The organism is Streptomyces sp. NPDC030838 (genome assembly GCF_055572035.1).
The window spans coordinates 170,366-191,713 of record NZ_JBVIED010000016.1 but is presented as its reverse complement, the minus strand read 5'-3'; the positions used below and the strand labels follow the sequence as shown (position 1 = coordinate 191,713).

Annotated in this window: 17 protein-coding genes and 1 riboswitch; of the genes, 6 read left to right on the top strand and 11 right to left on the bottom strand. The window is 70.9% G+C overall.

Annotated elements, in window-relative coordinates; genetic code table 11:
- Nucleotides 1-118: 118 nt before the first annotated feature.
- The 3 genes from ACZ42A_RS32945 to ACZ42A_RS32935 all read right to left on the bottom strand — a co-directional run bounded on the left by ACZ42A_RS32945 (nt 119) and on the right by ACZ42A_RS32935 (nt 4,308).
- Nucleotides 119-1,132: a ribonucleotide-diphosphate reductase subunit beta gene (locus ACZ42A_RS32945; protein WP_468530968.1), complete on the bottom strand. Its 1,014-nt coding sequence runs from the start codon at nt 1,130-1,132 to the stop codon at nt 119-121.
- Complete coding sequence (locus ACZ42A_RS32940) at nt 1,132-3,504, bottom strand: ribonucleoside-diphosphate reductase subunit alpha (RefSeq protein ID WP_468530967.1); 2,373 nt, start codon at nt 3,502-3,504, stop codon at nt 1,132-1,134. The genes ACZ42A_RS32945 and ACZ42A_RS32940 overlap by 1 nt, the downstream gene beginning before the upstream one ends.
- Nucleotides 3,505-3,625: 121 nt before the next feature.
- Nucleotides 3,626-3,749, bottom strand: a riboswitch (cobalamin riboswitch).
- A 52-nt stretch (nt 3,750-3,801) separates the two neighbouring features.
- Nucleotides 3,802-4,308, bottom strand: a complete 507-nt coding sequence (locus ACZ42A_RS32935) for a GNAT family N-acetyltransferase (RefSeq protein ID WP_468530966.1) — start codon at nt 4,306-4,308, stop codon at nt 3,802-3,804.
- A gap of 188 nt (nt 4,309-4,496) precedes the next feature.
- Here ACZ42A_RS32935 and ACZ42A_RS32930 point away from each other — a divergent pair, with 188 nt between their 5' ends.
- Entirely contained in the window at nt 4,497-8,129 is a 3,633-nt protein-coding gene (locus tag ACZ42A_RS32930; RefSeq protein ID WP_468530965.1) for an NACHT domain-containing protein, read from the top strand.
- A 105-nt stretch (nt 8,130-8,234) separates the two neighbouring features.
- Here the strand turns inward: ACZ42A_RS32930 and mctP are convergent, their stop codons facing one another.
- The 3 genes from mctP to ACZ42A_RS32915 form a co-directional block, all read right to left on the bottom strand.
- Nucleotides 8,235-9,863, bottom strand: coding sequence for a monocarboxylate uptake permease MctP (gene mctP, locus ACZ42A_RS32925; RefSeq protein WP_468530964.1), 1,629 nt, complete (start codon nt 9,861-9,863; stop codon nt 8,235-8,237).
- Nucleotides 9,860-10,117 carry a DUF3311 domain-containing protein gene (locus ACZ42A_RS32920; RefSeq protein WP_468530963.1) on the bottom strand — a complete coding sequence of 86 codons (258 nt, stop codon included), beginning with the start codon at nt 10,115-10,117 and terminating at the stop codon, nt 9,860-9,862. Before ACZ42A_RS32920 ends, mctP begins: the two co-directional genes overlap by 4 nt.
- Before the next feature lie 113 nt (nt 10,118-10,230).
- Entirely contained in the window at nt 10,231-10,995 is a 765-nt protein-coding gene (locus tag ACZ42A_RS32915) for a GntR family transcriptional regulator (protein ID WP_365757924.1), read from the bottom strand.
- Nucleotides 10,996-11,393: 398 nt separating this feature from the next.
- Here ACZ42A_RS32915 and ACZ42A_RS32910 point away from each other — a divergent pair, with 398 nt between their 5' ends.
- Nucleotides 11,394-11,948, top strand: coding sequence for a DoxX family protein (locus ACZ42A_RS32910; RefSeq protein ID WP_468530962.1), 555 nt, complete (start codon nt 11,394-11,396; stop codon nt 11,946-11,948).
- Nucleotides 11,949-12,017: 69 nt separating this feature from the next.
- Here ACZ42A_RS32910 and nagB read toward each other — a convergent pair whose 3' ends face one another.
- Entirely contained in the window at nt 12,018-12,803 is a 786-nt protein-coding gene (gene nagB / locus ACZ42A_RS32905; RefSeq protein ID WP_468530961.1) for a glucosamine-6-phosphate deaminase, read from the bottom strand.
- Between the two features lie 200 nt (nt 12,804-13,003).
- Between nagB and ACZ42A_RS32900 the strand changes: the two genes are divergently transcribed.
- The gene (locus tag ACZ42A_RS32900; RefSeq protein WP_468530960.1) at nt 13,004-14,074 is read left to right on the top strand and encodes an SIS domain-containing protein; all 1,071 of its coding nucleotides are present in this window, start codon (nt 13,004-13,006) and stop codon (nt 14,072-14,074) included.
- Between the two features lie 88 nt (nt 14,075-14,162).
- Here ACZ42A_RS32900 and ACZ42A_RS32895 read toward each other — a convergent pair whose 3' ends face one another.
- Nucleotides 14,163-14,915 carry an SDR family oxidoreductase gene (locus ACZ42A_RS32895; RefSeq protein ID WP_468530959.1) on the bottom strand — a complete coding sequence of 251 codons (753 nt, stop codon included), beginning with the start codon at nt 14,913-14,915 and terminating at the stop codon, nt 14,163-14,165.
- A gap of 97 nt (nt 14,916-15,012) precedes the next feature.
- On the opposite strand from ACZ42A_RS32895, the gene ACZ42A_RS32890 reads away from it, so the two are divergent.
- Together ACZ42A_RS32890 and ACZ42A_RS32885 are read left to right on the top strand one after the other, a co-directional pair.
- The gene (locus tag ACZ42A_RS32890) at nt 15,013-15,735 is read left to right on the top strand and encodes a TetR/AcrR family transcriptional regulator (RefSeq protein ID WP_468530958.1); all 723 of its coding nucleotides are present in this window, start codon (nt 15,013-15,015) and stop codon (nt 15,733-15,735) included.
- Between the two features lie 470 nt (nt 15,736-16,205).
- Nucleotides 16,206-17,672, top strand: coding sequence for a sensor histidine kinase (locus ACZ42A_RS32885; RefSeq protein WP_468531019.1), 1,467 nt, complete (start codon nt 16,206-16,208; stop codon nt 17,670-17,672).
- A 224-nt stretch (nt 17,673-17,896) separates the two neighbouring features.
- Here ACZ42A_RS32885 and ACZ42A_RS32880 read toward each other — a convergent pair whose 3' ends face one another.
- Both ACZ42A_RS32880 and ACZ42A_RS32875 read right to left on the bottom strand, forming a co-directional pair.
- Nucleotides 17,897-18,154: a WhiB family transcriptional regulator gene (locus ACZ42A_RS32880; RefSeq protein ID WP_003992873.1), complete on the bottom strand. Its 258-nt coding sequence runs from the start codon at nt 18,152-18,154 to the stop codon at nt 17,897-17,899.
- Nucleotides 18,155-18,472: 318 nt separating this feature from the next.
- Nucleotides 18,473-19,441: a diacylglycerol/lipid kinase family protein gene (locus ACZ42A_RS32875; RefSeq protein ID WP_468530957.1), complete on the bottom strand. Its 969-nt coding sequence runs from the start codon at nt 19,439-19,441 to the stop codon at nt 18,473-18,475.
- Nucleotides 19,442-19,735: 294 nt separating this feature from the next.
- On the opposite strand from ACZ42A_RS32875, the gene ACZ42A_RS32870 reads away from it, so the two are divergent.
- On the top strand, nt 19,736-20,182 hold the full coding sequence (locus tag ACZ42A_RS32870) for a hypothetical protein (protein ID WP_468530956.1): 447 nt from the start codon (nt 19,736-19,738) through the stop codon (nt 20,180-20,182).
- Between the two features lie 20 nt (nt 20,183-20,202).
- Here ACZ42A_RS32870 and ACZ42A_RS32865 read toward each other — a convergent pair whose 3' ends face one another.
- Nucleotides 20,203-21,333, bottom strand: a complete 1,131-nt coding sequence (locus ACZ42A_RS32865; RefSeq protein WP_468530955.1) for an RNA polymerase sigma factor SigF — start codon at nt 21,331-21,333, stop codon at nt 20,203-20,205.
- Nucleotides 21,334-21,348: the final 15 nt, after the last annotated feature.

The window sequence follows — 21,348 nt, the reverse complement described above, 5'->3', positions numbered from 1 at the left end:
GCCGACCTCCCGGTCTCCGTCACCACCGTCGTGGAGAAGGAGCCGCTCGGCCGCGGGGGGGGGGGGGGGGGGGGGGGCCCCCCCCCCCCCCCCCCCCCCCCCCCCCCGGCCCTGGGGCTCAGAAGTCCTCGTCCAGGTCCACGGTGCCCTCGACCGCGACCTGGTACGCGGACGGACGCCGCTCGAAGAAGTTCGTCAGCTCCTGGACGCCCTGCAGCTCCATGAAGGAGAACGGGTTCTCCGAGCCGTACACCGGGGCGAAGCCCAGCCGGCTCAGGCGCTGGTCGGCCACGCACTCCAGGTACTGCCGCATGGACTCCGTGTTCATGCCCGGCAGGCCGTCGCCGCACAGGTCACGGGCGAACTGCAGCTCCGCCTCGACGGCCTCCCGCAGCATGTCCGTCACCTGCTGCTGGAGCTGGTCGTCGAAGAGTTCCGGCTCCTCCTTGCGGACGGTGTCGACCACGTCGAACGCGAAGGACATGTGCATCGTCTCGTCGCGGAACACCCAGTTGGTGCCCGTCGCCAGGCCGTGCAGCAGGCCCCGGCTGCGGAACCAGTAGACGTAGGCGAACGCGCCGTAGAAGAACAGGCCCTCGATGCACGCGGCGAAGCAGATCAGGTTCAGCAGGAAGCGACGGCGGTCCGCCTTCGTCTCCAGCCGGTCGATCTTCTCCACCGAGTCCATCCACTTGAAGCAGAACTCGGCCTTCTCCCGGATGGACGGGATGTTCTCCACGGCCGCGAAGGCCGCCGCCCGGTCGTCCGGGTCGGGCAGATAGGTGTCCAGCAGCGTCAGATAGAACTGGACGTGCACGGCCTCCTCGAAGAGCTGGCGCGACAGATACAGGCGCGCCTCCGGGGAGTTGATGTGCTTGTAGAGGGTCAGCACCAGGTTGTTCGCCACGATCGAGTCGCCCGTCGCGAAGAACGCGACCAGACGACCGATCAGGTGCTGCTCGGCCGGGGTCAGCTTGGCGAGGTCGGCGACGTCCGAGTGGAGGTCGACCTCCTCCACGGTCCAGGTGTTCTTGATGGCGTCCCGGTAGCGCTCGTAGAAGTCCGGGTAGCGCATGGGGCGCAGGGTCAGCTCGAAGCCCGGGTCGAGGAGATTCTGGTCACGGGTGGACATTACTGGCAGGCCTCGCAGGACTCGGGGTTCTCAAGGGAGCAGGCGACCGCTTCGGGGTCGGCGACCTGCTGGACGGGGATGTTCTTCTCGGGCTGAGCCTGCGCCTGGGCGGCGCGGGCGATGCGCGTCGCGGGGCGCGAGCGCAGGTAGTACGTCGTCTTCAGCCCGGACTTCCAGGCGTACGCGTACATCGAGGAGAGCTTGCCGATGGTCGGCGTCTCCATGAACAGGTTCAGGGACTGCGCCTGGTCCAGGAACGGAGTGCGGGCCGCGGCCATGTCGATGAGGCCGCGCTGCGGGATCTCCCACGCCGTGCGGTACAGCCGCCGTACGTCCTCCGGGATCCACGCGAAGTCCTGCACAGAGCCGTTCGAGTCGCGCAGCGCCTCACGGGTGCGGGCGTCCCAGACGCCGAGGTCCTTCAGGTCCTGCACCAGATAGGAGTTGACCTGGAGGAACTCGCCGGAGAGCGTCTCGCGCTTGAACAGGTTGGACACCTGCGGCTCGATGCACTCGTAGACGCCCGCGATCGAGGCGATGGTGGCGGTCGGCGCGATGGCCAGCAGCAGCGAGTTGCGCATGCCGACCGACGCGATCCGCTCGCGCAGCGCCGCCCAGCGCTCCGGCCAGGTCAGCTCCACGTCGTAGTGGTCGGGGTGCAGCACGCCCCGGGCGGTACGGGTCTTCTCCCAGGCCGGCAGCGGGCCGTTGCGCTCGGCGAGGTCGGCGGAGGCCTCGTACGCGGCGAGCATGATCCGCTCGGAGATGCGGGTGGAGAGCCGCTTCGCCTCCGGAGAGTCGAAGGGCAGCCGCAGCTTGAAGAAGACGTCCTGCAGACCCATCGCGCCGAGGCCGACGGGACGCCACTTGGCGTTGGAGCGGCCCGCCTGCTCGGTCGGGTAGAAGTTGATGTCGACGACGCGGTCGAGGAAGGTGACGGCGGTGCGGACGGTGGCGTCCAGCCGCTCCCAGTCGATGTCGTCGCCGTCCACGAAGGCGCCGAGGTTGACGGACCCCAGGTTGCAGACCGCCGTCTCGCCGTCGTCGGTGACCTCCAGGATCTCCGTGCAGAGGTTGGAGGAGTGGATGACGTGGCCCGGCTCGGCGGTCTGGTTGGCGGTGCGGTTGGCGGCGTCCTTGAACGTCATCCAGCCGTTGCCGGTCTGCGCGAGGGTGCGCATCATCCGGCCGTACAGATCGCGGGCGGGGATGGTCTTCTTGGCGAGGCCGTTCTCCTCGGCCTTGCGGTACGCCGCGTCGAACTCCTCGCCCCACAGGTCGACCAGCTCGGGTACGTCGGACGGGGAGAACAGGGACCACTGCTCGTCGGCGTTCACGCGGCGCATGAACTCGTCCGGCACCCAGTGCGCGAGGTTCAGGTTGTGGGTGCGGCGGGCGTCCTCGCCGGTGTTGTCGCGCAGCTCCAGGAACTCCTCGATGTCGGAGTGCCAGGTCTCCAGGTAGACCGCGGCCGCGCCCTTGCGCCGGCCGCCCTGGTTCACCGCGGCGACCGAGGCGTCGAGGGTCTTCAGGAACGGGACGATGCCGTTGGAGTGGCCGTTGGTGCCGCGGATCAGCGAACCGCGCGAGCGGATGCGGCTGTACGACAGACCGATGCCGCCGGCGTGCTTCGAGAGGCGGGCGACCTGGTGGTAGCGGTCGTAGATGGAGTCCAGCTCGTCCTTGGGGGAGTCCAGGAGGTAGCAGGACGACATCTGGGGGTGCCGGGTACCCGAGTTGAACAGCGTGGGGGAGGAGGGGAGGTAGTCGAGGCGGCTCATGAGCCCGTAGAGCGCCGCGACCTCCTCCAGGGAGCGGATGGTGTCGTCCTCGGCGAGACCGGCGGCGACGCGCAGCAGGAAGTGCTGGGGCGTCTCGACGACCTTGCGGGTGATCGGGTGGCGCAGCAGATAGCGGCTGTGCAGGGTGCGCAGGCCGAAGTAGCCGAAGCGGTCGTCGGCGGTGCGGTCGACGAGGGCGTCGAGACGCTCGGCGTGCAGCCGGACGAACTCGGCGGTGCGGTCGGCGATCAGGCCCTCGCGGTGGCCGACGGCGACGGACTCGGTGAAGGACGTGACGCCCTGCGAGGCGGCCTCGGCGGTGATGCCGATCGCCAGCAGCCGGGCGGCGAGCCTGCTGTAGGCGGGGTCCTCGGAGATGAGGCCGGCGGCCGCCTCCGTGGCCAGCTCGCGCAACTCCGCCTCGTCCGCGTTCGCCGACCGTCCGCGCAGCGCGGCGGCGGCGACCCGGCCGGGGTCGGCGTCGGGGAGGTCGGCGGTCAGCTCGGTCAGGGTCCGCAGCAGCGCGGCGCCGGGACCGTCGTCGTGGGACGGGACCGCTGCTGAGGCCGGATCTGCGGGCGCGATGGTCACGTGGGGCTCTCCCTCGCTCGGCAAGGGGCCTACGAGGGCAGGGGGCAGCTCACGAGCGCACGCGGCGTCGCGTCCACCGGCCCATTCCGCGAGGCCCGGACGTCAGGGCACACCGGCCGGACGGCCGGGTGCGCTGTCGGCAGGTCCTCGGACTGAACAGGCGTGCAGATGCACGCAAGTACACCGTTGCGGGACAGTTCCGGATTCGCACCGGATTCCCCTGCGGCGACAGCGAGCATGAGCATACATCTTGTGCCGGGCTGTCGTGCCACCCCCAGATGTTGTGTCGGGGTGGCTTCAGAGCGTCAACTCGTAGGTGAGCAGAGTGATGTCGTCCAGCTCGGGGATCGGGTTCCAGTCCCGCTCCGGGGTGCGGACGAAGCCCAGGCGCTCGTAGATGCGGTGGGCGGTGCGCATGGTGCGCTGGGACGACAGGACGACGCGGACGCAGCCCGGCGTGGCGCGGGCGCGGTCGACGCAGGCACGCACCAAGGCCTCGCCGGCTCCGCGGCCACGGGCCTCGTGGGCGACCGCCAGCATGCGTATCTCGGCCTCGCCCGGGCCCGCGACGTCGGCCATGGGGCCGCCCGACGGGACGAAGGTCACGCCGCCGAGGACCCGGTCCCCCTCCACGGCGACCAGCACCTTGGCGGCGGCGGCCCGCTTGGCCACGTCCCTCAACTCGGCCAGATAGGCGTCGCTCGTCCCGAAGTCGAGCAGGCCGTCCCGGAGGTAGGCCTGGGCGGTGATCTCGGCGAGGGCGTCGTACTCGGCGGGGGCGACGGGGCGGATGACGATGTCCATGGGGCCGAGTGTGCCGGAGGGGGCCGACAACGGCTCCGGATTTTCCACAGGCGTCGCCCCGGGACCGCGGGGTCCGCTTGCGGGGCCCGGCCGGAGTGATTCCATGGAAGGAGGACTCTCGTGAGGAGATCACACCATGCCGGGGGTCACACCATGACGGGGGGTCGCACCATGACGGGGGCCGGCCCGTGACGAGGGTCGTGCGGAACCCGCCGGGCAAGGAGCGCCCGCCCGACGCGCCGATGACGACACTGGAGCTGAGGCGCGCGGCGAGCCGGGCCCGGCACGGACTGCTGGGGTACTGGCACACCCTGACGATCCGGCTGGAGGCCCGGCGCGGCGGTGCCCGCCCCAGGAAGTGGCGCCGATGGCTCTCCTACACCAACGTGACCAGGGTCGTGTGGCTGCTGGCCGCGCTGCTGGTGGTCGTCTGGTGCGGGGAGGCGGTGTACAACATCGCCACCAGCAGGGAGAGCCCCGTCGACCGCCTGGGCGGTGCGACCAACGGCCTCGAGGATCTCCTCCGCTTCGTCGGCCCCGTTCTCACCGCGTCCGTCGCCGCCGCGCTCTTCCTGTTCTGGTGGTACAGCTGGACCAAGCGCCGCTACCTCGCCCGGGCCCGCTCCTGCCCCCGCCGGCTGGTGCTCACCGCCGGGCCGGACATCGACGAGATCGTGGGCCGCGAGGAGGTCGCCCAGGTCATCGCCGAGCGGCTGCGGCAGCGCGACACCCGGCGGCCCTATCTGCTCGTCGGCGGCGTCGGCGCGGGCAAGACCGCGGTCCTGGTGCGGCTGACCGAACTCCTGGCCCGGCAGCAGGCCGTACCGGTGCCGATCCGGCTGCGCGACGCGGACGGAGCGGCCGCCGCCCTGAACTTCGAGACGCTCGCCAAGCAGCGTTTCGCCGAGGAGGCGCCGCGCGGTCTCCTGGCCCGCACCAAGAACGAGCGGGTCTGGCAGCAACTGCTCGCCGACGACAAGGTGGTCGTCATCGCCGACGGCCTGGAGGAGACGCTGCTCGACGAGTCCCTCCAGCAGAACCGGGACAACATCATCCGCCGGGCCATCGAACGCGCCCACGAGGAGAAGCTGCCCCTCGTCATCGCCTCCCGCCCGCACAGCCCGCTGGAGAGCACGCCCGCCGCGATCGTGGAGCTGGAACCGCTGAGCGAGGAGGAGGCGCTGCGCTTCGTCGCGTCCCGGGTGCCGGACACCGACGAGCGCCGGGTCGACTGGATCGTGGAGACGGCCGAGGTGACCGAGTCGCCGATCTATCTGCAGATCGCCCGCGAGCTGCACCACCACGGCCTGCTGGAACGGGACCGCCCGCGCGGCGACCCGTACCGGCTGGACACCCGCAGCAGGGACCGCGGCACGCTCCGGCTGTGGCTGCTGGAGACCTGGGAGGCCGCCCTGTGCGACGGCCTCCTGCGGGACGACGTGGCGCTCGGTCCACGGGAACGGCGCGAGACCCTGGAGGTGGTCTCCGCCCTGGCGTGCGTCGGGCTGCTCCAGGACAAACTGGAGGTCGGCTTCGGCGAGCTGCTCGACCAGGACGTCCACCCGGGGCCGACCCGGCGGGTCCGGGCCCGCACCGACCATCTGTGGGCCGGCCGGCGCGGCTTCGACCGGTACGGCAGACGCGGCACCGTCTTCTCCGAGTGGCACCGGCAGCGGATCTGGGACACGCTCTGCGACCGGCTCGGCGACGAGACGCGCCGGCGGTTGCGCGAGGGGAACATGGACCAGTGCCATGCCCTGCTCGCCGGGTTCGTCGCGCGCGCGGACAGGCTCGAACTCGTCGAGGGCTCCGAGAAGAAGGTCCGCTTCCCGCACAGCATCATCCAGGCCTACTTCGGCTTTCGCGTGCTGAACCACCTGGGCGAGCGGGGCGCCGGCGACCTGGTCGAGCACGCGCTGCAGCCGCCCGGCCCCAGCCGTGAACTGCTGATCGCCCTCGTCCTGCTGTCCCGTCGGCGGGCAGCGGAACTCGCGGGCGACGGCGGCGGGGTGCGGGCGGAGGTGCGCAAGGGGGTACGTGAGCGGTGGCGGCAGACCCCCGTGCGCGGTCGCCCCCTGGCCCGCCGGCTCAGCGCCGCCGCCGATCGCCGTACCGACGATCCGAAGGCCCTCGACCTGTTCGCTGCGGCCCTCGAAGTGGAGAGCGTGGAGGACGACCCGAGAGCCCTCGGCGACATCGTCGCCGCCGTGCACGCCCGCTGGCCCCGCATCAAGGGCGACCCGCGCACCCTCCAGGACGCCAAGCTCAGGCTGCTGAAACAGCTCGGCCGGGCCCTGCGCCAGGTCTCCGACCGGATGGACACCACCCCCCTGTACTGGCGGCTGTTCCGGATGGGCACCGAGGAGCCGTCGTACCCGATACGGCTCGCCGCAGCCCAGGAGTTCGGCACCGGCGGCAACTCGGCGTTCGCGGTGATCCGGGAGCGGGTCGGGCTGACCACCGATCCCATCGAGGAGTACAACGCCAAGGTCGGCGAGCTGAAGGCCTGGAAGCGGCGGGAGTACGAGACGTGGGCCGCGGAGATGACCCGGGCCCGTTCCGCCCGGGGTGCCGCGCGGGCGGAGGTGCCGCGGCGCATCGAGGAACTGATGTGCCGGCGCCACGAGTTGAACCTGCGGTACCGGGAACGGCGGGTCGCCCTGTTCCGGGAGTTCGTGATGCGGGCCTGGATGGTGCCCATGCTGCTGGGCTCCGTCGACGACGCGCACCGCGACGAGGCCCGCGAGCGGCTCAGCAGATGGCTGCGTCACCTCGACCCGAAGTACACCGGCGGCACGCCCGATCTGCCTCTCGCTCTGGAGGCCGCGCTGGCCCAGGGCTTCAAGTACGCGGCGAACCGGCGCAAACGGCATCCGCACACCTACCCCGGCAACCGCGCCGAGCTGATCCGCCAGGCGGAGACCGTGCTCCAGCGGTCCCGGTGCTGGTACACGCAACTGGTGCTGCTCCAGGCGCTCTGCCTGTGGGAGCTGCCGGACACCGCGGGCCGGCGCGACCACGCCCTCGGCGACGGCGCCGGACGGCAGGGCGAGCATCCGGACGGGGCGCGCCGGCCGGGCACCGGGATCGGCGGGGCGAGCGCCGTCCAGACCGTGGAGCGCTGGCTGTCGATGGCCGGTACGGTGAACCGGCCGCCCGGCGTGGCCGGGGCGCACGCGGACGGGCCCCGGCGGCGGTTGCATCCGTTCGTCGCCGAGGCGGGCGACCTGGTGGCCCTCGCCCTGGAGACGGGTGAGCCCGAGCGGTTCCTGTGGGTCGACGAGAAGGCCGTCAGCGACACCATCGGCTCCCGGGCCCGCTGCGCCGGCGGGTACCGCAAGCACAACCTGTGGATTCCGCCGTCGGTCGGCTGGAGCACCCTCGACCCACGGGCCCAGCGCCTCGTCGCCGATGTGCTGGTCCTGCTGAACCTCATCGAACGGGACGGGCATCCGGACGAGGTCGAGGAGCGGCTGGCCCGCGTGGAGCAGCCGGACATGCCGCTGCCGCCGTGCATCCGCACCGACCGGGAGCCACTCCGGCCGGGACTCCAGGCCGGCACCTCGGTCCTGCCCCCGCCCGGCACCACCTGCCTGCCCGACTGCGAGTTCCAGCTCTGCCCCTATCCGCCGCGCGGCTGTGTTCCGCGCGGCGAGATCCGTGAGCCGTTCTGCCGCCAGCAGCAGGCGCTCCTCCCCGGCCGCTGGCGCCGCTGCCTGCCCCGGGGACTGCGCCGGAAGACACCCCACTGGGTGGGCATGCGAGTGAGGGAACTGGACCGGTTCTGGGGGGAGATGGCCCGGCGGACGAGGGACGACTGACAGCGGTCGGCGGCGACCCGCAACGTGCGGATCGCCGCCGAAACTCGCGGCTCAGGCCGGTTCAGTGGGCTCAGTGGACCAGTGGGCCCCGTGGGCTCCGTGGGCTCAGTGGGCGGATCCCGCCGTCGCCGGCGGCAGCTCGACCTGGACGCCGGGGTCGCCCGCGTCCGCCGTGTAGTCCTCCGGCTTGGTCTCGTCGACGCCCTCGGGAGCCTTGGCCGCCTTGAAGACGAAGGTCAGGACCACGGTCACGACCACGTTGAGGACGAACGCCGTCAGACCGATGTAGCCGATCTCGCCGATGCCCGGGATCTCCTTCGACGAGCCGCCGAAGTGCTTCTGCGTCGGCGAGGCCACCCCGTACGCGGCGACCGTGCCGTAGATCATGCCGACCGCCCAGCCGGCGAGCAGCGCCCAGCGGTGGAACCAGCGGGTGAACAGGCCGCCGACGAGGGCCGGGAAGGTCTGCAGGATCCAGATGCCGCCCAGCAGCTGGAAGTTGATCGCGACGGTCTTGTCCATGGTCAGGACGAAGACCAGCGCACCCACCTTCACCAGCAGCGACACCAGCTTGGAGACCTTGGTCTCCTGCGCCGGCGTGGCGTCGGGGCGGATGAAGTCCTTGTAGATGTTGCGGGTGAAGAGGTTGGCCGCCGCGATGGACATGATGGCCGCCGGCACCAGCGCGCCGATGCCGATCGCCGCGAACGCGACGCCCGCGAACCAGTCCGGGAACATGGTCTCGAACAGCTGCGGGATGGCCAGCTGGCCGTTCTGCACCTTGATCCCGGCCGCGATCGCCATGAAGCCCAGCAGGGCCAGCAGACCGAGCATGAGCGAGTACAGCGGCAGGATCGTGGTGTTGCGGCGGATCACCTCACGGCTCCTCGAGGAGAGCGTCGCGGTGATCGAGTGCGGGTACATGAACAGCGCCAGTGCCGAGCCCAGTGCCAGTGTGGCGTACGTCCACTGGCCCGCCTCCGCCGGGACCAGGGCACCGCGTGGCGCGCCGGTCGCCGGGTTGGTCTCGCCGAACGCCTCGCCCGCCTTGGCGAAGATCTCGTCGAACCCGCCCAGCTTGATCGGGATGTAGATGATCGCCACGGCGATGACGATGTAGATCAGCGTGTCCTTCACGAACGCGATCAGCGCCGGGGCCCGCAGACCCGAGGAGTAGGTGTACGCGGCCAGCACACCGAAGGCGATCAGCAGCGGCAGGTCCTTGATGAACCAGTTGGTGTCCTCGCCGCCGCCGACGCCCATCACGTCCAGCACGGCCTGGATGCCGACGAGCTGGAGCGCGATGTACGGCATGGTGGCGAGGATGCCGGTGAGCGCAACCGCCAGCGACAGCCCCTTCGAGCCGAACCGGCCGCGCACGAAGTCCGAGGTCGTCACATAGCCGTGCTTGTGCGAGACCGACCACAGACGCGGCAGGAACGTGAAGATCAGCGGGTAGACGAGGATCGTGTACGGCACGGCGAAGAAGCCGGCCGCGCCCGCCGCGTAGATCGCCGCCGGTACGGCGACGAAGGTGTACGCCGTGTAGAGGTCGCCGCCGAGCAGGAACCAGGTGATCCAGGTGCCGAACGACCGGCCGCCCAGACCCCATTCGTCGAGGCTGTGCTCGTTCTCGGCCTTGCGCCAGCGCGCGGCCAGGAAGCCCATGACCGTGACGGCCAGGAAGAAGAAGATGAAGACGGCGAGTGCGACGCCGTTCACGCCGTCCTTCATCGCTGCTCACCGCCCCGGCGGGCGCGCTGGTCACGCTGCCACAGCTTGAACGCGATCATCGTCAGCAGGGTGGAGATGACCACCCAGGCCATCTGGTACCAGTAGAAGAACGGGATGCCGATGAACGCCGGGTCGGTCTTCGCGTACGAACCGACCCAGAGCATCGCCACGAACGGCGCTATGAGGCAGAGGGCGATGACGACGCGCACCGGCGTCACCACCGCTCCTCTGCCGACTTCTGGGGCTTGTGACATCGGCGGCTCCGTCCCCTCACTGATCACCTGCGTAATGGGCTGGCAATCTAGGTCACGGTGTCGCGGAAGAGGAACCCCTCGTCCGTATATCGGTCACCGCCTTTACAAAATCGCTATTCGGCGGGGCGCTTCAGCCGCGCCACGAACTTGTAGCGGTCGCCCCGGTACACCGACCGCACCCACTCCACCGGCTTGCCCTCGCGGTCCAGGGAGTGGCGGGAGAGCATCAGCATCGGCAGGCCCACGTCGGTGCCGAGCAGACCCGCCTCGCGCGGGGTGGCCAGCGAGGTCTCGATGGTCTCCTCGGCCTCCGCGAGGTGGACGTCGTAGACCTCGGCGAGGGCGGTGTAGAGGGATGTGTACTTGGCCAGCGACCGCCGCAGCGCGGGGAAGCGCTTGGCCGACAGATGGGTCGTCTCGATGGCCATCGGCTCGCCGTTGGCCATGCGCAGCCGCTCGATGCGCAGGACCCGGCCGCCGGTGGTGATGTCGAGCAGCTCGGCGAGCCGGTCGTCGGCGGTGATGTAGCCGATGTCGAGCAGTTGCGAGGTGGGCTCCAGGCCCTGGGCGCGCATGTCCTCGGTGTAGGAGGTGAGCTGCAGGGCCTGGGAGACCTTCGGCTTGGCGACGAACGTGCCCTTGCCCTGGATGCGTTCGAGGCGCCCCTCGACGACCAGCTCCTGCAGAGCCTGCCGTACGGTCGTGCGCGAGGTGTCGAACTCCGCCGCCAGCGTGCGCTCGGGCGGGACCGGGGTGCCCGGCGCCTGTGTCTCCGTCATGTCGAGCAGGTGCTTCTTCAGGCGGTAGTACTTGGGCACGCGCGCGGTACGGACGGTCGCCCCGCTCTCGTTCTCCGCACTGCTGACGTCGGTGCTCATGCTCCGCCTTCCCGGCTCCGTAGAGGGTGTCGTCGGCACGCTCCGTGATCCCCTCTGTATACCGTCACGGCTCGCGCTGGTCTAGTCCACCACGCTGAAGTGGTCTACCTGAGTATGACGCCTCCGGCCGCTGTTTTCGCCGGGTTCTTACTTAAAGGTTCCTGCATATCTAGGTCCCATAACGGCTGGTCGGGCCCTGCCTCAGACCCTTTGCGCGCCATTTGATCCGACCCAGGCCCCCCGCACTGGTCTACACCATTGGTCCAGATCCCGGCCCCTGGGCGGTATTGCCCTCTCCCTCTCGGCGTCCTCTCCCTCCTTTGGACGTCCTCTCCCCGGGAGAGGAGGATCGGAAGGGTGAGACCGCACCGAGGGCCGTGCCCGGAGGTGATGTCGCGATGACACCCCCCACTGAACGATCAAGCAACTCCGCCGCGACCATCGACAGGAGACCGGCGCCGCGGGCGGGCGCCGCCGACGTGGGCACGCTCCTCCTCCGGCTGGCGGTGGGCGTGATCGTGGCGGGTGCCGGCGCACAGAAGTTGTTCGGCATGTTCGGCGGTCCGGGTCTCGACGCCTCGGGCAAGGCCTTCGCCGAGCAGGGGTACGAGCCAGGGGTCTTCTTCGCCGTCCTGGCGGGAACCTCCGAGGTCGTCGGAGGCCTTGGCCTCGCCGTCGGGCTGCTCACCCCACTCGCCGCCGCGGCCACGGTCGGGGTGATGATCAACGCCATGGCGGTGGCGTCCGAGTACAGCCTGTGGCCCGCCGGGCCCCCGTCGTTCTCATACCCCCTGGTCCTCTGCGTCGCCGCACTCGCCATAGCCGCCGTGGGCCCCGGCCGCCTGTCGCTCGACGCCTTCTTCCCCTGGCGGGACGGCGGCTGGATCCCGTTCCTCGTCGCGCTGGTCCTGGGCGTGCTCGGAGGTGTGCTCGTCATCGTCCTGGAGCTGTGAGACGCACACGGCGACGGCCGGCGCCCGTTCCGATGACCCACCTGCCCGGCGATCACCAGGCCGGGTCGGCTAAATGCCCTGCCACTCCGGCTTGTTGGCGTACGTGTGCCGGAAGTAGTCCGCCAGCTTCAGCTTGGACGCGGCGGCCTCGTCCACGACCACGGTGGCATGCGGATGCAACTGCAGCGCCGAGGCGGGACACACCGCGGCGACCGGCCCCTCCACCGTCGCGGCGACGGCGTCGGCCTTGCCCTCGCCCGTGGCCAGCAGCACCAGGTGCCGCGCCTCCAGGATTGTCCCGATGCCCTGGGTGATGACGTGGTGCGGGACCTGGTCGATGTCGCCGTCGAAGAAGCGCGCGTTGTCGATCCGGGTCTGCTCGGTCAGCGTCTTGATCCGAGTGCGCGAGGCGAGCGAGGAGCACGGCTCGTTGAACCCGATGTGCCCGTCGGTCCCGATCCCGAGCAGCTGGAGGTCCACCCCGCCGGCCTCGGCGAGCGCCCTGTCGTACGCCTCGCAGGCCGCCTGGACGTCCTCCGCCTCGCCGTCGGGCCCCATGAACGCGTCCATCGAGAGTCCCAGCGGCTCCAGCACCTCCCGCCGCAGCACGGAACGGTAGGACTCCGGATGCGACGCGGGCAGCCCCACGTACTCGTCGAGCTGCGCGATCCGCGCCCGTGAGGCGTCCACGGCGCCGGAGCGCACCTTGGCCGTGAGGGCCTGGTAGATGGGCAGCGGCGTCGAGCCGGTGGCGACACCGAGCAGGGCATCGGGCTTACGCCGGAGCAGCTGCGCCATGGCCTCGGCTATCAGTTCGCCGCCGGCCGCGGCGTCCGGAACGATGACAACTTCCACGCTGGCCTGCCGATCTGAAGAGGGGACTCGAAGGCACCCGAAGGGGTCCATGTGGTTTAGACCAATCTAACAGAGCGGGGGTCCCGCGTCCCAGCCTTCGGTGGTCCCCGGGCCGGCCCCATCGGCGCGCTGTGAGCAGGCGCGCCGACCTGCGGGGGAGTGCAATGGGAGGTGCATCCCCACCCCACCCCGGAGGACCCATGACCGCCACCCGACCGGCCTCCCCGACCGACGTCCCCGGCCGGATCATGTCCCGTGAGATGGGCGAGCAGCCTGCCGTGCTGCGGCGGATCCTGGAGGCCGGCACCCCGGACATCCGCCGGGTCGCCCAGGAGATCGCCGCCCGCAGGCCCCGCTTCGTCCTGCTCACCGCCCGCGGCACCTCCGACAACGCCGCGCTCTACGCCAAGTACCTCCTGGAGATCCGCCTCGGCCTGCCCTGCGGCCTCACCTCGATGTCGACCACCACGGCCTACGGCGCCCACCCCGACCTCACGGACGTCCTCGTCATCACCGTCAGCCAGTCCGGCGGCTCCCCGGACCTGGTCGCCTCCACCCGGGCCGCCCGCCAGGCCGGCGCGATCACGCTCGCCGTGACCAACAACCCGGACTCACCGCTGGCCGGCGTCTCCGAGTACCACATCGACATCCTGGCCGGGCCGGAGAAGGCCCTGCCCGCGACCAAGACCTATACGGCCTCCCTTCTCGCGCTCTATCTCTTCGTCGAGGGCCTGCGCGGCGGCGACGGCGCCGCTGCGGGCCCGCTGCCCGGTCTCGCCGAGCAACTCCTCGCCCGGCAGGACGAGGTGCGCGCCCTCGCCGCCCGCTACCGCTTCGCCGAGCGCATGGTGATCACCTCGCGCGGCTATGGCTACCCCACGGCCAAGGAGGCCGCCCTCAAGCTGATGGAGACCAGCTACATCCCCGCCCTCTCCTACTCCGGCGCCGATCTGCTGCACGGCCCCCTCGCGATGGTCGACAACGTCTCGCCGGTGATCGCCGTCGTCACCGACGGCCGGGGCGGCGAGGCCCTCCAGCCCGTTCTGGACCGGCTGCGCGGTCGCGGCGCCGATCTGGTCGTCTTCGGCCCCAGGCGCCAGGTGGAACAGGCCTCGGCCGGGTTCGTCCTGCCCACGGAGGGCGTCGCCGAGGAGGTGCAGCCGATCCTGGAGATCATCCCGCTCCAGCTGCTGGCCTACGAGGTCACCATCGCCCGCGGCCAGGACCCGGACGCCCCTCGCGCCCTGGCCAAGGTGACGGAGACCCGCTGAACCGCCTCGCCGGGCGGCCGGGCCCGGCTCGGGTCAGAGAAGCTGAGGTCAGAAGACCTCTGGCCAGGGAAACGTCAGGTCAGGCACCTCAGGTCAGGGAACCCCCTGTGGCGTCCACCCAGCTCCCCGTGATCCACCGCCCGTCGTCCGAGGCCAGGAACGCCACCACATCGGCGACGTCCGCCGGAACTCCCACCCGGCCCAGCGCCGATATCGCCGCGGCCTGCGCCCAGCCGCCCTCGGTGCCGTGCAGCAGCTCGGCCGTGTTGTCGGTGTCGATGATGCCGGGCGCCACCGAGTTCACCGTGATGCCCCGGGGGCCGAGCACCTTGGACAGGTCCCGGGTGAAGACGTCCAGCGCGCCCTTCGTCATCGCGTAGGCCATCTTGTCCGGCATCGCCGCCGTGCGGGCGAGCCCGGAGGAGATGTTGATGACCCGGCCGCCGTCGCGGAGCCGGCCGAGGCCCTGCTGGACGATGAAGTGGGGAGCCTTCACGTTCACCGCGAAGACCCGGTCGTATTCGGCCTCGTCGATCTCCTCCAGGGCCGACGACGTCCCGATGCCCGCGTTGTTCACGATGATGTCCACGCCGTCCGCGTGCCGGTCGAACTCCGCCCACAGCGCCTCGGCGTCCCCCGGCCGTCCCAGCTCCACGCCGATCGCGAAGGCGGAGCCGCCCGCCGCCTCGATGGCCGCGACGGTCTCCTTCGCCGCCGCCTCGTTCACGCCGTAGTGCACCGCGACCCGCGCCCCGTCGCGCCCCAGCCGCTCGGCGATCCCGCGCCCGATTCCCCTGCTCGCCCCCGTGACGAGTGCCGTCCTGCCGGTCAGCGCGCCCATGGCGACGCCCCCTTCGCAATTAGCTAGCGGTCGATACAGAAATGACCGTAGATCACGTCGCTGACATTTGTCTAGTGCCCGCTATAAAATGCACTCCATGGTGAGCGCGCAGGAGAACAAGGAGCAGGCCACGGCCCCGCGGACCGCGGCTGCCACCCCTCGGACCCCGGTGGCCGGCCCTCGGGTCCCGGCTGCCGCCCCCGCCGAGGGTTCGCCCGCCGGACATCGCGGTCGCGGCCGGGGCCGGCCCCGCTCCTTCGACCGGGAGACCGCCCTGGAGAAGGCGATCATGGCCTTCTGGGAGCACGGCTACGAGGCCACGTCCGTCTCCGACCTCACCCGTGCCATGGGCATCGGCGCCCCCAGCCTCTACGCGGCCTTCGGCGACAAGCGGGCGCTCTTCGACGAGGTCGTGCAGGTGTACGGCGAGCGGTACGGGTCCTTCATCGAGCGCGCCCTCGCCGAGGAGCCCACCGCCAGGGCGGCCGTGCGGCGCGTCCTGCGCGAGGCCGCCGCCGAGTACACCGCCCCCGGCCGCCCGCACGGCTGTCTCGTCGTCCACGCGGCGACCAATTGCACCAGCCCCGAGGTGGAGGAAGCCCTGCGCGCGCGGCGCAACGCCAACATCGCCGCCTTCGAAAGCCGGATAAGGGCGGACATCGCCTCGGGCGAGCTGCCGCCCGGCACCGACGCGGCGGCGCTCGCCCGGCACACCGGAGCGATGATCCAGGGCATGTCCCAGCAGGCGCGCGACGGCGCGAGCCGGGTGGAACTGGAGGCGCTCGCCGAAATTGCCCTGTCCGTGTGGCCCCGCGGATGACCGGGGCACGTTAGGCTGCGAGGGCGGCCGGCGGCCCCGCGCCGCACGGTCTTCGACAACAAAGAGCCTCCGACGCATGGACACGCCGAGTGGTCTAGTCCACAATCGTTGCAGACCGCCATCATGGAAACCTACTGTGCGGTAGTCCCCATGCGTGGGAACAAGCATCCGTCTTCCCCGCACAGGAAGACGGACCGAGGAACCGGTGCTCTCTGCCCTGACTGCCCCGGCTCCTCATCCTTCGGCCGACCGGGACCGCACACCCCACGGCCGATATTGCTCCGGGCTGCGGTGCCGGGAGGGTTGAGGGTCCCTCCCAGGCGCCGCGGCCCGCGGGTGTCTTCGGGGCCGTATGCGTCGGGCCCTACGAGTCTGGCCGGGCCCGTACGAGTCGGGCCGTACAGGGTCGCGCAAGGGCGCACATTTCAGTGCCGTACAAACCCCCGGGTACGCTCGCACACGTGCCCTCCATGAACGAACTGGTCCGCCAGCACACCGCCCTCGACGACTCCGACCTCGAGTGGCTGCATCTGCTGGTCTCGGAGTGGCAGCTGCTCTCCGACCTCTCCTTCGCCGACCTGGTCCTGTGGGTCCCCACCCGTGACGGCACTCGCTATGTCTCCGTCGCCCAGATGCGGCCCAACACCGGCCCGACCTCCTACCAGGACGACATGGTCGGCCACCTGGTCCCGCGCGGCCGCCGCCCCATGCTGGACGTCGCGCTCGACGAGGGCCGGATCGTGCGCGAGGGCGACCCGGAGTGGCGCGAGGAGGTCCCCGTACGGGTCGAGTCGATCCCCGTACGACGGGAGGGGCGCGTCCTCGGTGTCATCGCCCGCAACACCAACCTGCTCACCGTGCGCACCCCGAGCCGGCTGGAGCTGACCTACCTCCAGTCCGCCTCGGACCTCGCCCAGATGATCGCGGCCGGCGCCTTCCCCTTCGCCAACCAGCAGGTCGACATGGACGCCTCGCCCCGGGTGGGCGACGGCCTGATCCGGCTCGACGCGGACGGCATCGTTCAGTACGCCTCCCCGAACGCCCTCTCCGCCTACCACCGCATGGGCCTCGCCGCCGACCTGGTCGGCCACCACCTCGGCCGGACCACCGCCGAACTGGCCCCCACCCGCGGCCCCGTGGACGAGGCGCTGGCCAAGGTCGCCAGCGGCTGGGCGCCCCGCGAGTTCGAGATCGAGGCCAACGACGGGGTGATCCAGTTCCGGGCGATCCCGCTCAAGCCCAAGGGCACCCGGATCGGTTCGCTGGTGCTGCTCCGGGACGTCACCGAACTGCGCCGCCGCGAACGCGAGTTGATCACCAAGGACGCCACCATCCGGGAGATCCACCACCGGGTGAAGAACAACCTCCAGACGGTGGCCGCCCTGCTGCGCCTGCAGGCCCGGCGGATCGAGTCCGAGCGGGGCCGCGCGGCGCTCGAAGAGGCGGTACGGCGCGTGGGCTCGATCGCGATCGTGCACGAGACGCTGTCCCAGAACCTGGACGAGCGGGTGGAGTTCGACGAGATCGCCGACCGCGTGCTGGCGATGGTCGCGGAGATCTCCCCGGGCAAGGTCACCGGCCGGCGCACCGGGCGCTTCGGCATCCTCGACGCCGAGGTCGCCACCCCGCTGTCCATGGTGCTGACCGAGGTGCTGCAGAACGCCCTGGAGCACGGCTTCCGCGAGGGCGACACCGGAACCGTCGAGGTCTCGGCGGTCCGTGGCGGCACGACGAAGGAGGCCCGCCTCCTGGTCACCGTCCAGGACGACGGCGTCGGCCTGCCGCCCGACTTCGACCCGCACACCTCCGGCAACCTCGGGCTGCAGATCGTACGGACGCTGGTCGAGGGGGAGTTGGGCGGCACCTTCGACATGGTCCCGGCGCCGGAGCGCGGCACCCAGGTGCTGCTGGACATCCCGGTGCGGGCGCAGAAGTAGCCGGGCTCTCCCGGGTCGGCTCCGGGCCCGCTCCGGGTCGGCTCGGGGTCGGCTCGGGGACAGCAAAAAGCCCCGGACCTTGATCGGTCCGAGGCCAGTGCTCGCTGCTGCTCTGCTCGTTTGCTAAGCGCATCGGGGGTACTGCGCGCTGCGTGCTCGGGGGCGGGAGTTGCGTACTCGCTGTACGCGCCGCCAAGCTCAGGCTGTCAGCGGGGTGGGTTGTGTCAGGCGGAGGCCTGACGAGCCCGGTTGCGGGCGGCGCGGCGCTTCATCGCGCGGCGCTCGTCCTCGCTGAGACCACCCCAGACGCCGGAGTCCTGGCCGGACTCGAGCGCCCACTGCAGACACTGCTCGATCACCGGGCAGCGACGGCAGACGGCCTTGGCTTCCTCGATCTGCAGCAGCGCAGGACCGGTGTTGCCGATGGGGAAGAAGAGCTCGGGGTCTTCCTCGCGGCAAACGGCGTTGTGACGCCAGTCCATGGCTGCTACCTCTCCTTGGTATTACGTGCAGGTTGCTTGTGAATGTGAACGCTTTCACGAATCCCTCAACAAGTGAAGGGCCGACCGCCAGGTTCCCTGGCGTGGTCCTTGGTTTGGAGAGGGGTTCCGGTGATCTGTGGGGGCCGTTCCTGCGGGCCGTCCCGATCGCCACGTAGAGACTCGCAAACCTCAGCGGCGGATACAACCCCTTCCGGAAAGTTTTTTTTGATTCCTCGGTGTCGACTAGGTCACAGCCGTACTTCCATGGGGTGGATCCTGGCCTAAACGTTCGAGTGAAAGGACTTTAGCCCCTTCTGCTCACACAATCACACGCAGTGCACGGCGTACGCCTGTGAACGTCACGCTCGTACGCAGCCCCAGGTGGTCACCGTCCATCTGGAGGGGCAGAGGCACCTTCGAATGCAAGGTGAACTCGGTCAGATCGTGCAGGGAGACGGCGTGCTTTCCCCGGGGTCCACGCTCGGGGGACGAAGTGAGCAACTGGGTGCCATACCGGGCAACCGCGGCCGTGGACAGGCGGCTGAGACCGAATACGTCGAGGCCGGTGTCGAACGATGCCTTAGGCGACGCATACATGGGGCGATTGCCGAGGAACGTCCACGGGGCGGTGTTCGAGACTATGGACAGCACCAGATCCGTCGCCAGTTCCTCGCCGTCCTGCTCCAGGGTGATCGTCCCGTGCCGGCGATGGGGCTCGCCGAGCAGTTGGCGCACCACCTGGCGGACGTAGAGGGCGTGCGTGGACTTCTTGCCCCGCTCCCGCTGCTGCTCGACCCGGCCGACCACGCCCGCGTCGAAGCCGAGCCCGGCGTTGAAGGTGAACCAGCGGGACGGGACGGCCTCGTCCTCGGTACCGGGGGTTCCCGACGTCAGCCCCAGCCCGACCGTGCGCTGGCTGCCCTCGCGCAGGGCGTCCAGCAGGGCGCCGGTCGCCTCCACGGCGTCGTTGGGCAGGCCCAGCGCGCGGGCGAAGACGTTGGTGGAGCCGCCGGGCACCACGGCCAGTCCCGGCAGGTTGTCCGGGTCGGGGCCGCCGTGCAGCAGACCGTTGACGACCTCGTTGACCGTGCCGTCGCCGCCGAGGGCCACGACCAGCTCGATGTCCTCGCTGTCCGCGGCCTGCCGGCCGAGGTCGCGGGCATGGCCGCGGTACTCGGTGGTGACCGCTTCCAGCTTCATCTCGCTCGCGAGCGCGTGGATCAGCACATCGCGCGTACGTGCGCTTGTGGTGGTTGCCGCCGGATTGACCACGAGAAGTGCACGCATGGATGGCAGCGTACCTACTGGGGGGTACCTGGCCCAGACCGGATCAAGGATGACGTAGGAGTTCGAGGCGTGAACCTCGACACGGGGGCGCGGAAGCGACCTGCGGGCGCATGCCCGTGCCCGCCTGGCGCCTCGGGGCGTTGGAGGGGCCTCACGGTGTCGGCTCGTGCCTGGCAGCTCCGGCGCCTCGGGCCGCGCCCCGCACCTACGGCCCCTGGCCCGCCTTAGCGCCCGCCGCGGTCGCGGCTCGTACCTCGTCCGCGGTCTCCGCGACCCGGCCGCTACCCTGCATGGGTGAGCTCTGCGCAGAACCCCAGCCCCGAAGCCGCCGACGAGGCGGGCCCGCGTCCTGTCCGGCTGACCGCTGCGGCGGCCCTGGCCGCGCTGGAGGGGCTGGCGCTGGTGGTCGGGGGTGTCTGGATGCTCGTTCTCGGGCTGACCGGCGAGCCGGACGACCGGCAGCAGGCAGTCACGGGGGGCGTCACCCTCGTTGTGCTGGCGCTGCTGCCGCTGCTCGCCGCCCGGGGCCTGCTGGCCCGGCGCAGCTGGAGCCGCGGCCCCGCCGTCATCACGCAGATCATGGCGCTGCCCGTGGCCTACAACCTGCTCCAGGCCGACAGCATGGCGATCCCCGCGGGCATCGCGCTGGCCGTCGTCGCCGTCGCCGCGCTCGTGCTGCTGATCAACGCCGAGACGACCCGGGCCCTCGGCATCCGCGGGCCCGGCAACGCCGACAAGTAACCGCCACTCCTCCAGGACCGCTACTCCTCCACGAGCAGCTTCTCCCGCAGCTGCGCCAGCGTGCGCGCCAGCAGCCGGGAGACGTGCATCTGCGAGATGCCGACCTCCTGCGCGATCTGCGACTGGGTCATGTTCCCGAAGAACCGCAGCAGCAGGATCCGCTTCTCGCGCGGCGGCAGATCCTCCAGCAGCGGCTTGAGCGACTCCCGGTACTCGACGCCCTCCAGCGCCTCGTCCTCCGCGCCCAGGGTGTCCGCGACCGCCGGGGACTCGTCGTCGGTGTCGGGGACGTCCAGGGACAGCGTGGAGTACGCGTTGGCGGACTCCAGTCCCTCCAGGACCTCCTCCTCCGAGATCGACAGCTTCTCGGCCAGTTCGTGGACCGTGGGGGAGCGGCCGTGCAGCTGCGACAGCTCCGCCGTGGCCGTGGTCAGGGCGAGCCGCAGTTCCTGCAGACGGCGTGGGACGCGGACCGCCCAGCCCTTGTCGCGGAAGTGCCGCTTGATCTCGCCTACGACCGTCGGAGTCGCGTACGTCGAGAACTCCACGCCGCGGTCCGGGTCGAAGCGGTCGACCGACTTGATCAGCCCGATGGTGGCGACCTGAGTGAGGTCGTCCAGCGGCTCACCCCGGTTGCGGAAGCGGCGCGCGAGGTGCTCGACGAGCGGCAGGTGCATCCGGACGAGCCGGTTGCGCAGCTCCGCGTACTCCGGGCTGCCCTCCTTCAGCGTGCGCAGCTCGACGAACAGGGCGCGCGCCCCGCTGCGGTCCTGAGGGTCGTGGTGCGCGGGCGGCGCGGTCGGCGCGACCGCCGCGTCGTCCTCGGAATTTCGCTCGTGCTCGCTCATCGTCCCGCCCGTCGCCCTTCCCCGAGCCCTCGCCTCGGCCCGGACAGGGGAGCCCCCGTTCCGCCGCTCCAGAGGCGCGCCCTGCACGGCACTGTCCCGATCCCGCTGCCCGTCGCCGGGGAAGTCCGCCCGAGGGGAGTCCTCCTCCGGGTGCGGCCGGGCCTGCTCGGGGATGCCGTCGATGCCGTCCGCCATGCGTCGGGAACCGTCCGGACCGCTCGGAGCGTCCGGGCTGCCCGGACCCGCCGGTCCGCCCGTGCCCTCGGCCGGCAGCTCCCGTGTGCCGCGCTCTTCGTCCCGCACCGGCCCGTCCCCGTT

Coding starts and splice junctions, on each gene's coding strand:
- ACZ42A_RS32945 (WP_468530968.1), bottom strand. CDS start 1,132: ATGTCCACCCGTGACCAGAATCTCCTCGACCCGGGCTTCGAGCTGACC.
- ACZ42A_RS32935 (WP_468530966.1), bottom strand. CDS start 4,308: ATGGACATCGTCATCCGCCCCGTCGCCCCCGCCGAGTACGACGCCCTC.
- mctP (WP_468530964.1), bottom strand. CDS start 9,863: ATGAAGGACGGCGTGAACGGCGTCGCACTCGCCGTCTTCATCTTCTTC.
- ACZ42A_RS32920 (WP_468530963.1), bottom strand. CDS start 10,117: ATGTCACAAGCCCCAGAAGTCGGCAGAGGAGCGGTGGTGACGCCGGTG.
- ACZ42A_RS32915 (WP_365757924.1), bottom strand. CDS start 10,995: ATGAGCACCGACGTCAGCAGTGCGGAGAACGAGAGCGGGGCGACCGTC.
- ACZ42A_RS32910 (WP_468530962.1), top strand. CDS start 11,394: ATGACACCCCCCACTGAACGATCAAGCAACTCCGCCGCGACCATCGAC.
- ACZ42A_RS32900 (WP_468530960.1), top strand. CDS start 13,004: ATGACCGCCACCCGACCGGCCTCCCCGACCGACGTCCCCGGCCGGATC.
- ACZ42A_RS32895 (WP_468530959.1), bottom strand. CDS start 14,915: ATGGGCGCGCTGACCGGCAGGACGGCACTCGTCACGGGGGCGAGCAGG.
- ACZ42A_RS32890 (WP_468530958.1), top strand. CDS start 15,013: ATGGTGAGCGCGCAGGAGAACAAGGAGCAGGCCACGGCCCCGCGGACC.
- ACZ42A_RS32885 (WP_468531019.1), top strand. CDS start 16,206: ATGAACGAACTGGTCCGCCAGCACACCGCCCTCGACGACTCCGACCTC.
- ACZ42A_RS32880 (WP_003992873.1), bottom strand. CDS start 18,154: ATGGACTGGCGTCACAACGCCGTTTGCCGCGAGGAAGACCCCGAGCTC.
- ACZ42A_RS32875 (WP_468530957.1), bottom strand. CDS start 19,441: ATGCGTGCACTTCTCGTGGTCAATCCGGCGGCAACCACCACAAGCGCA.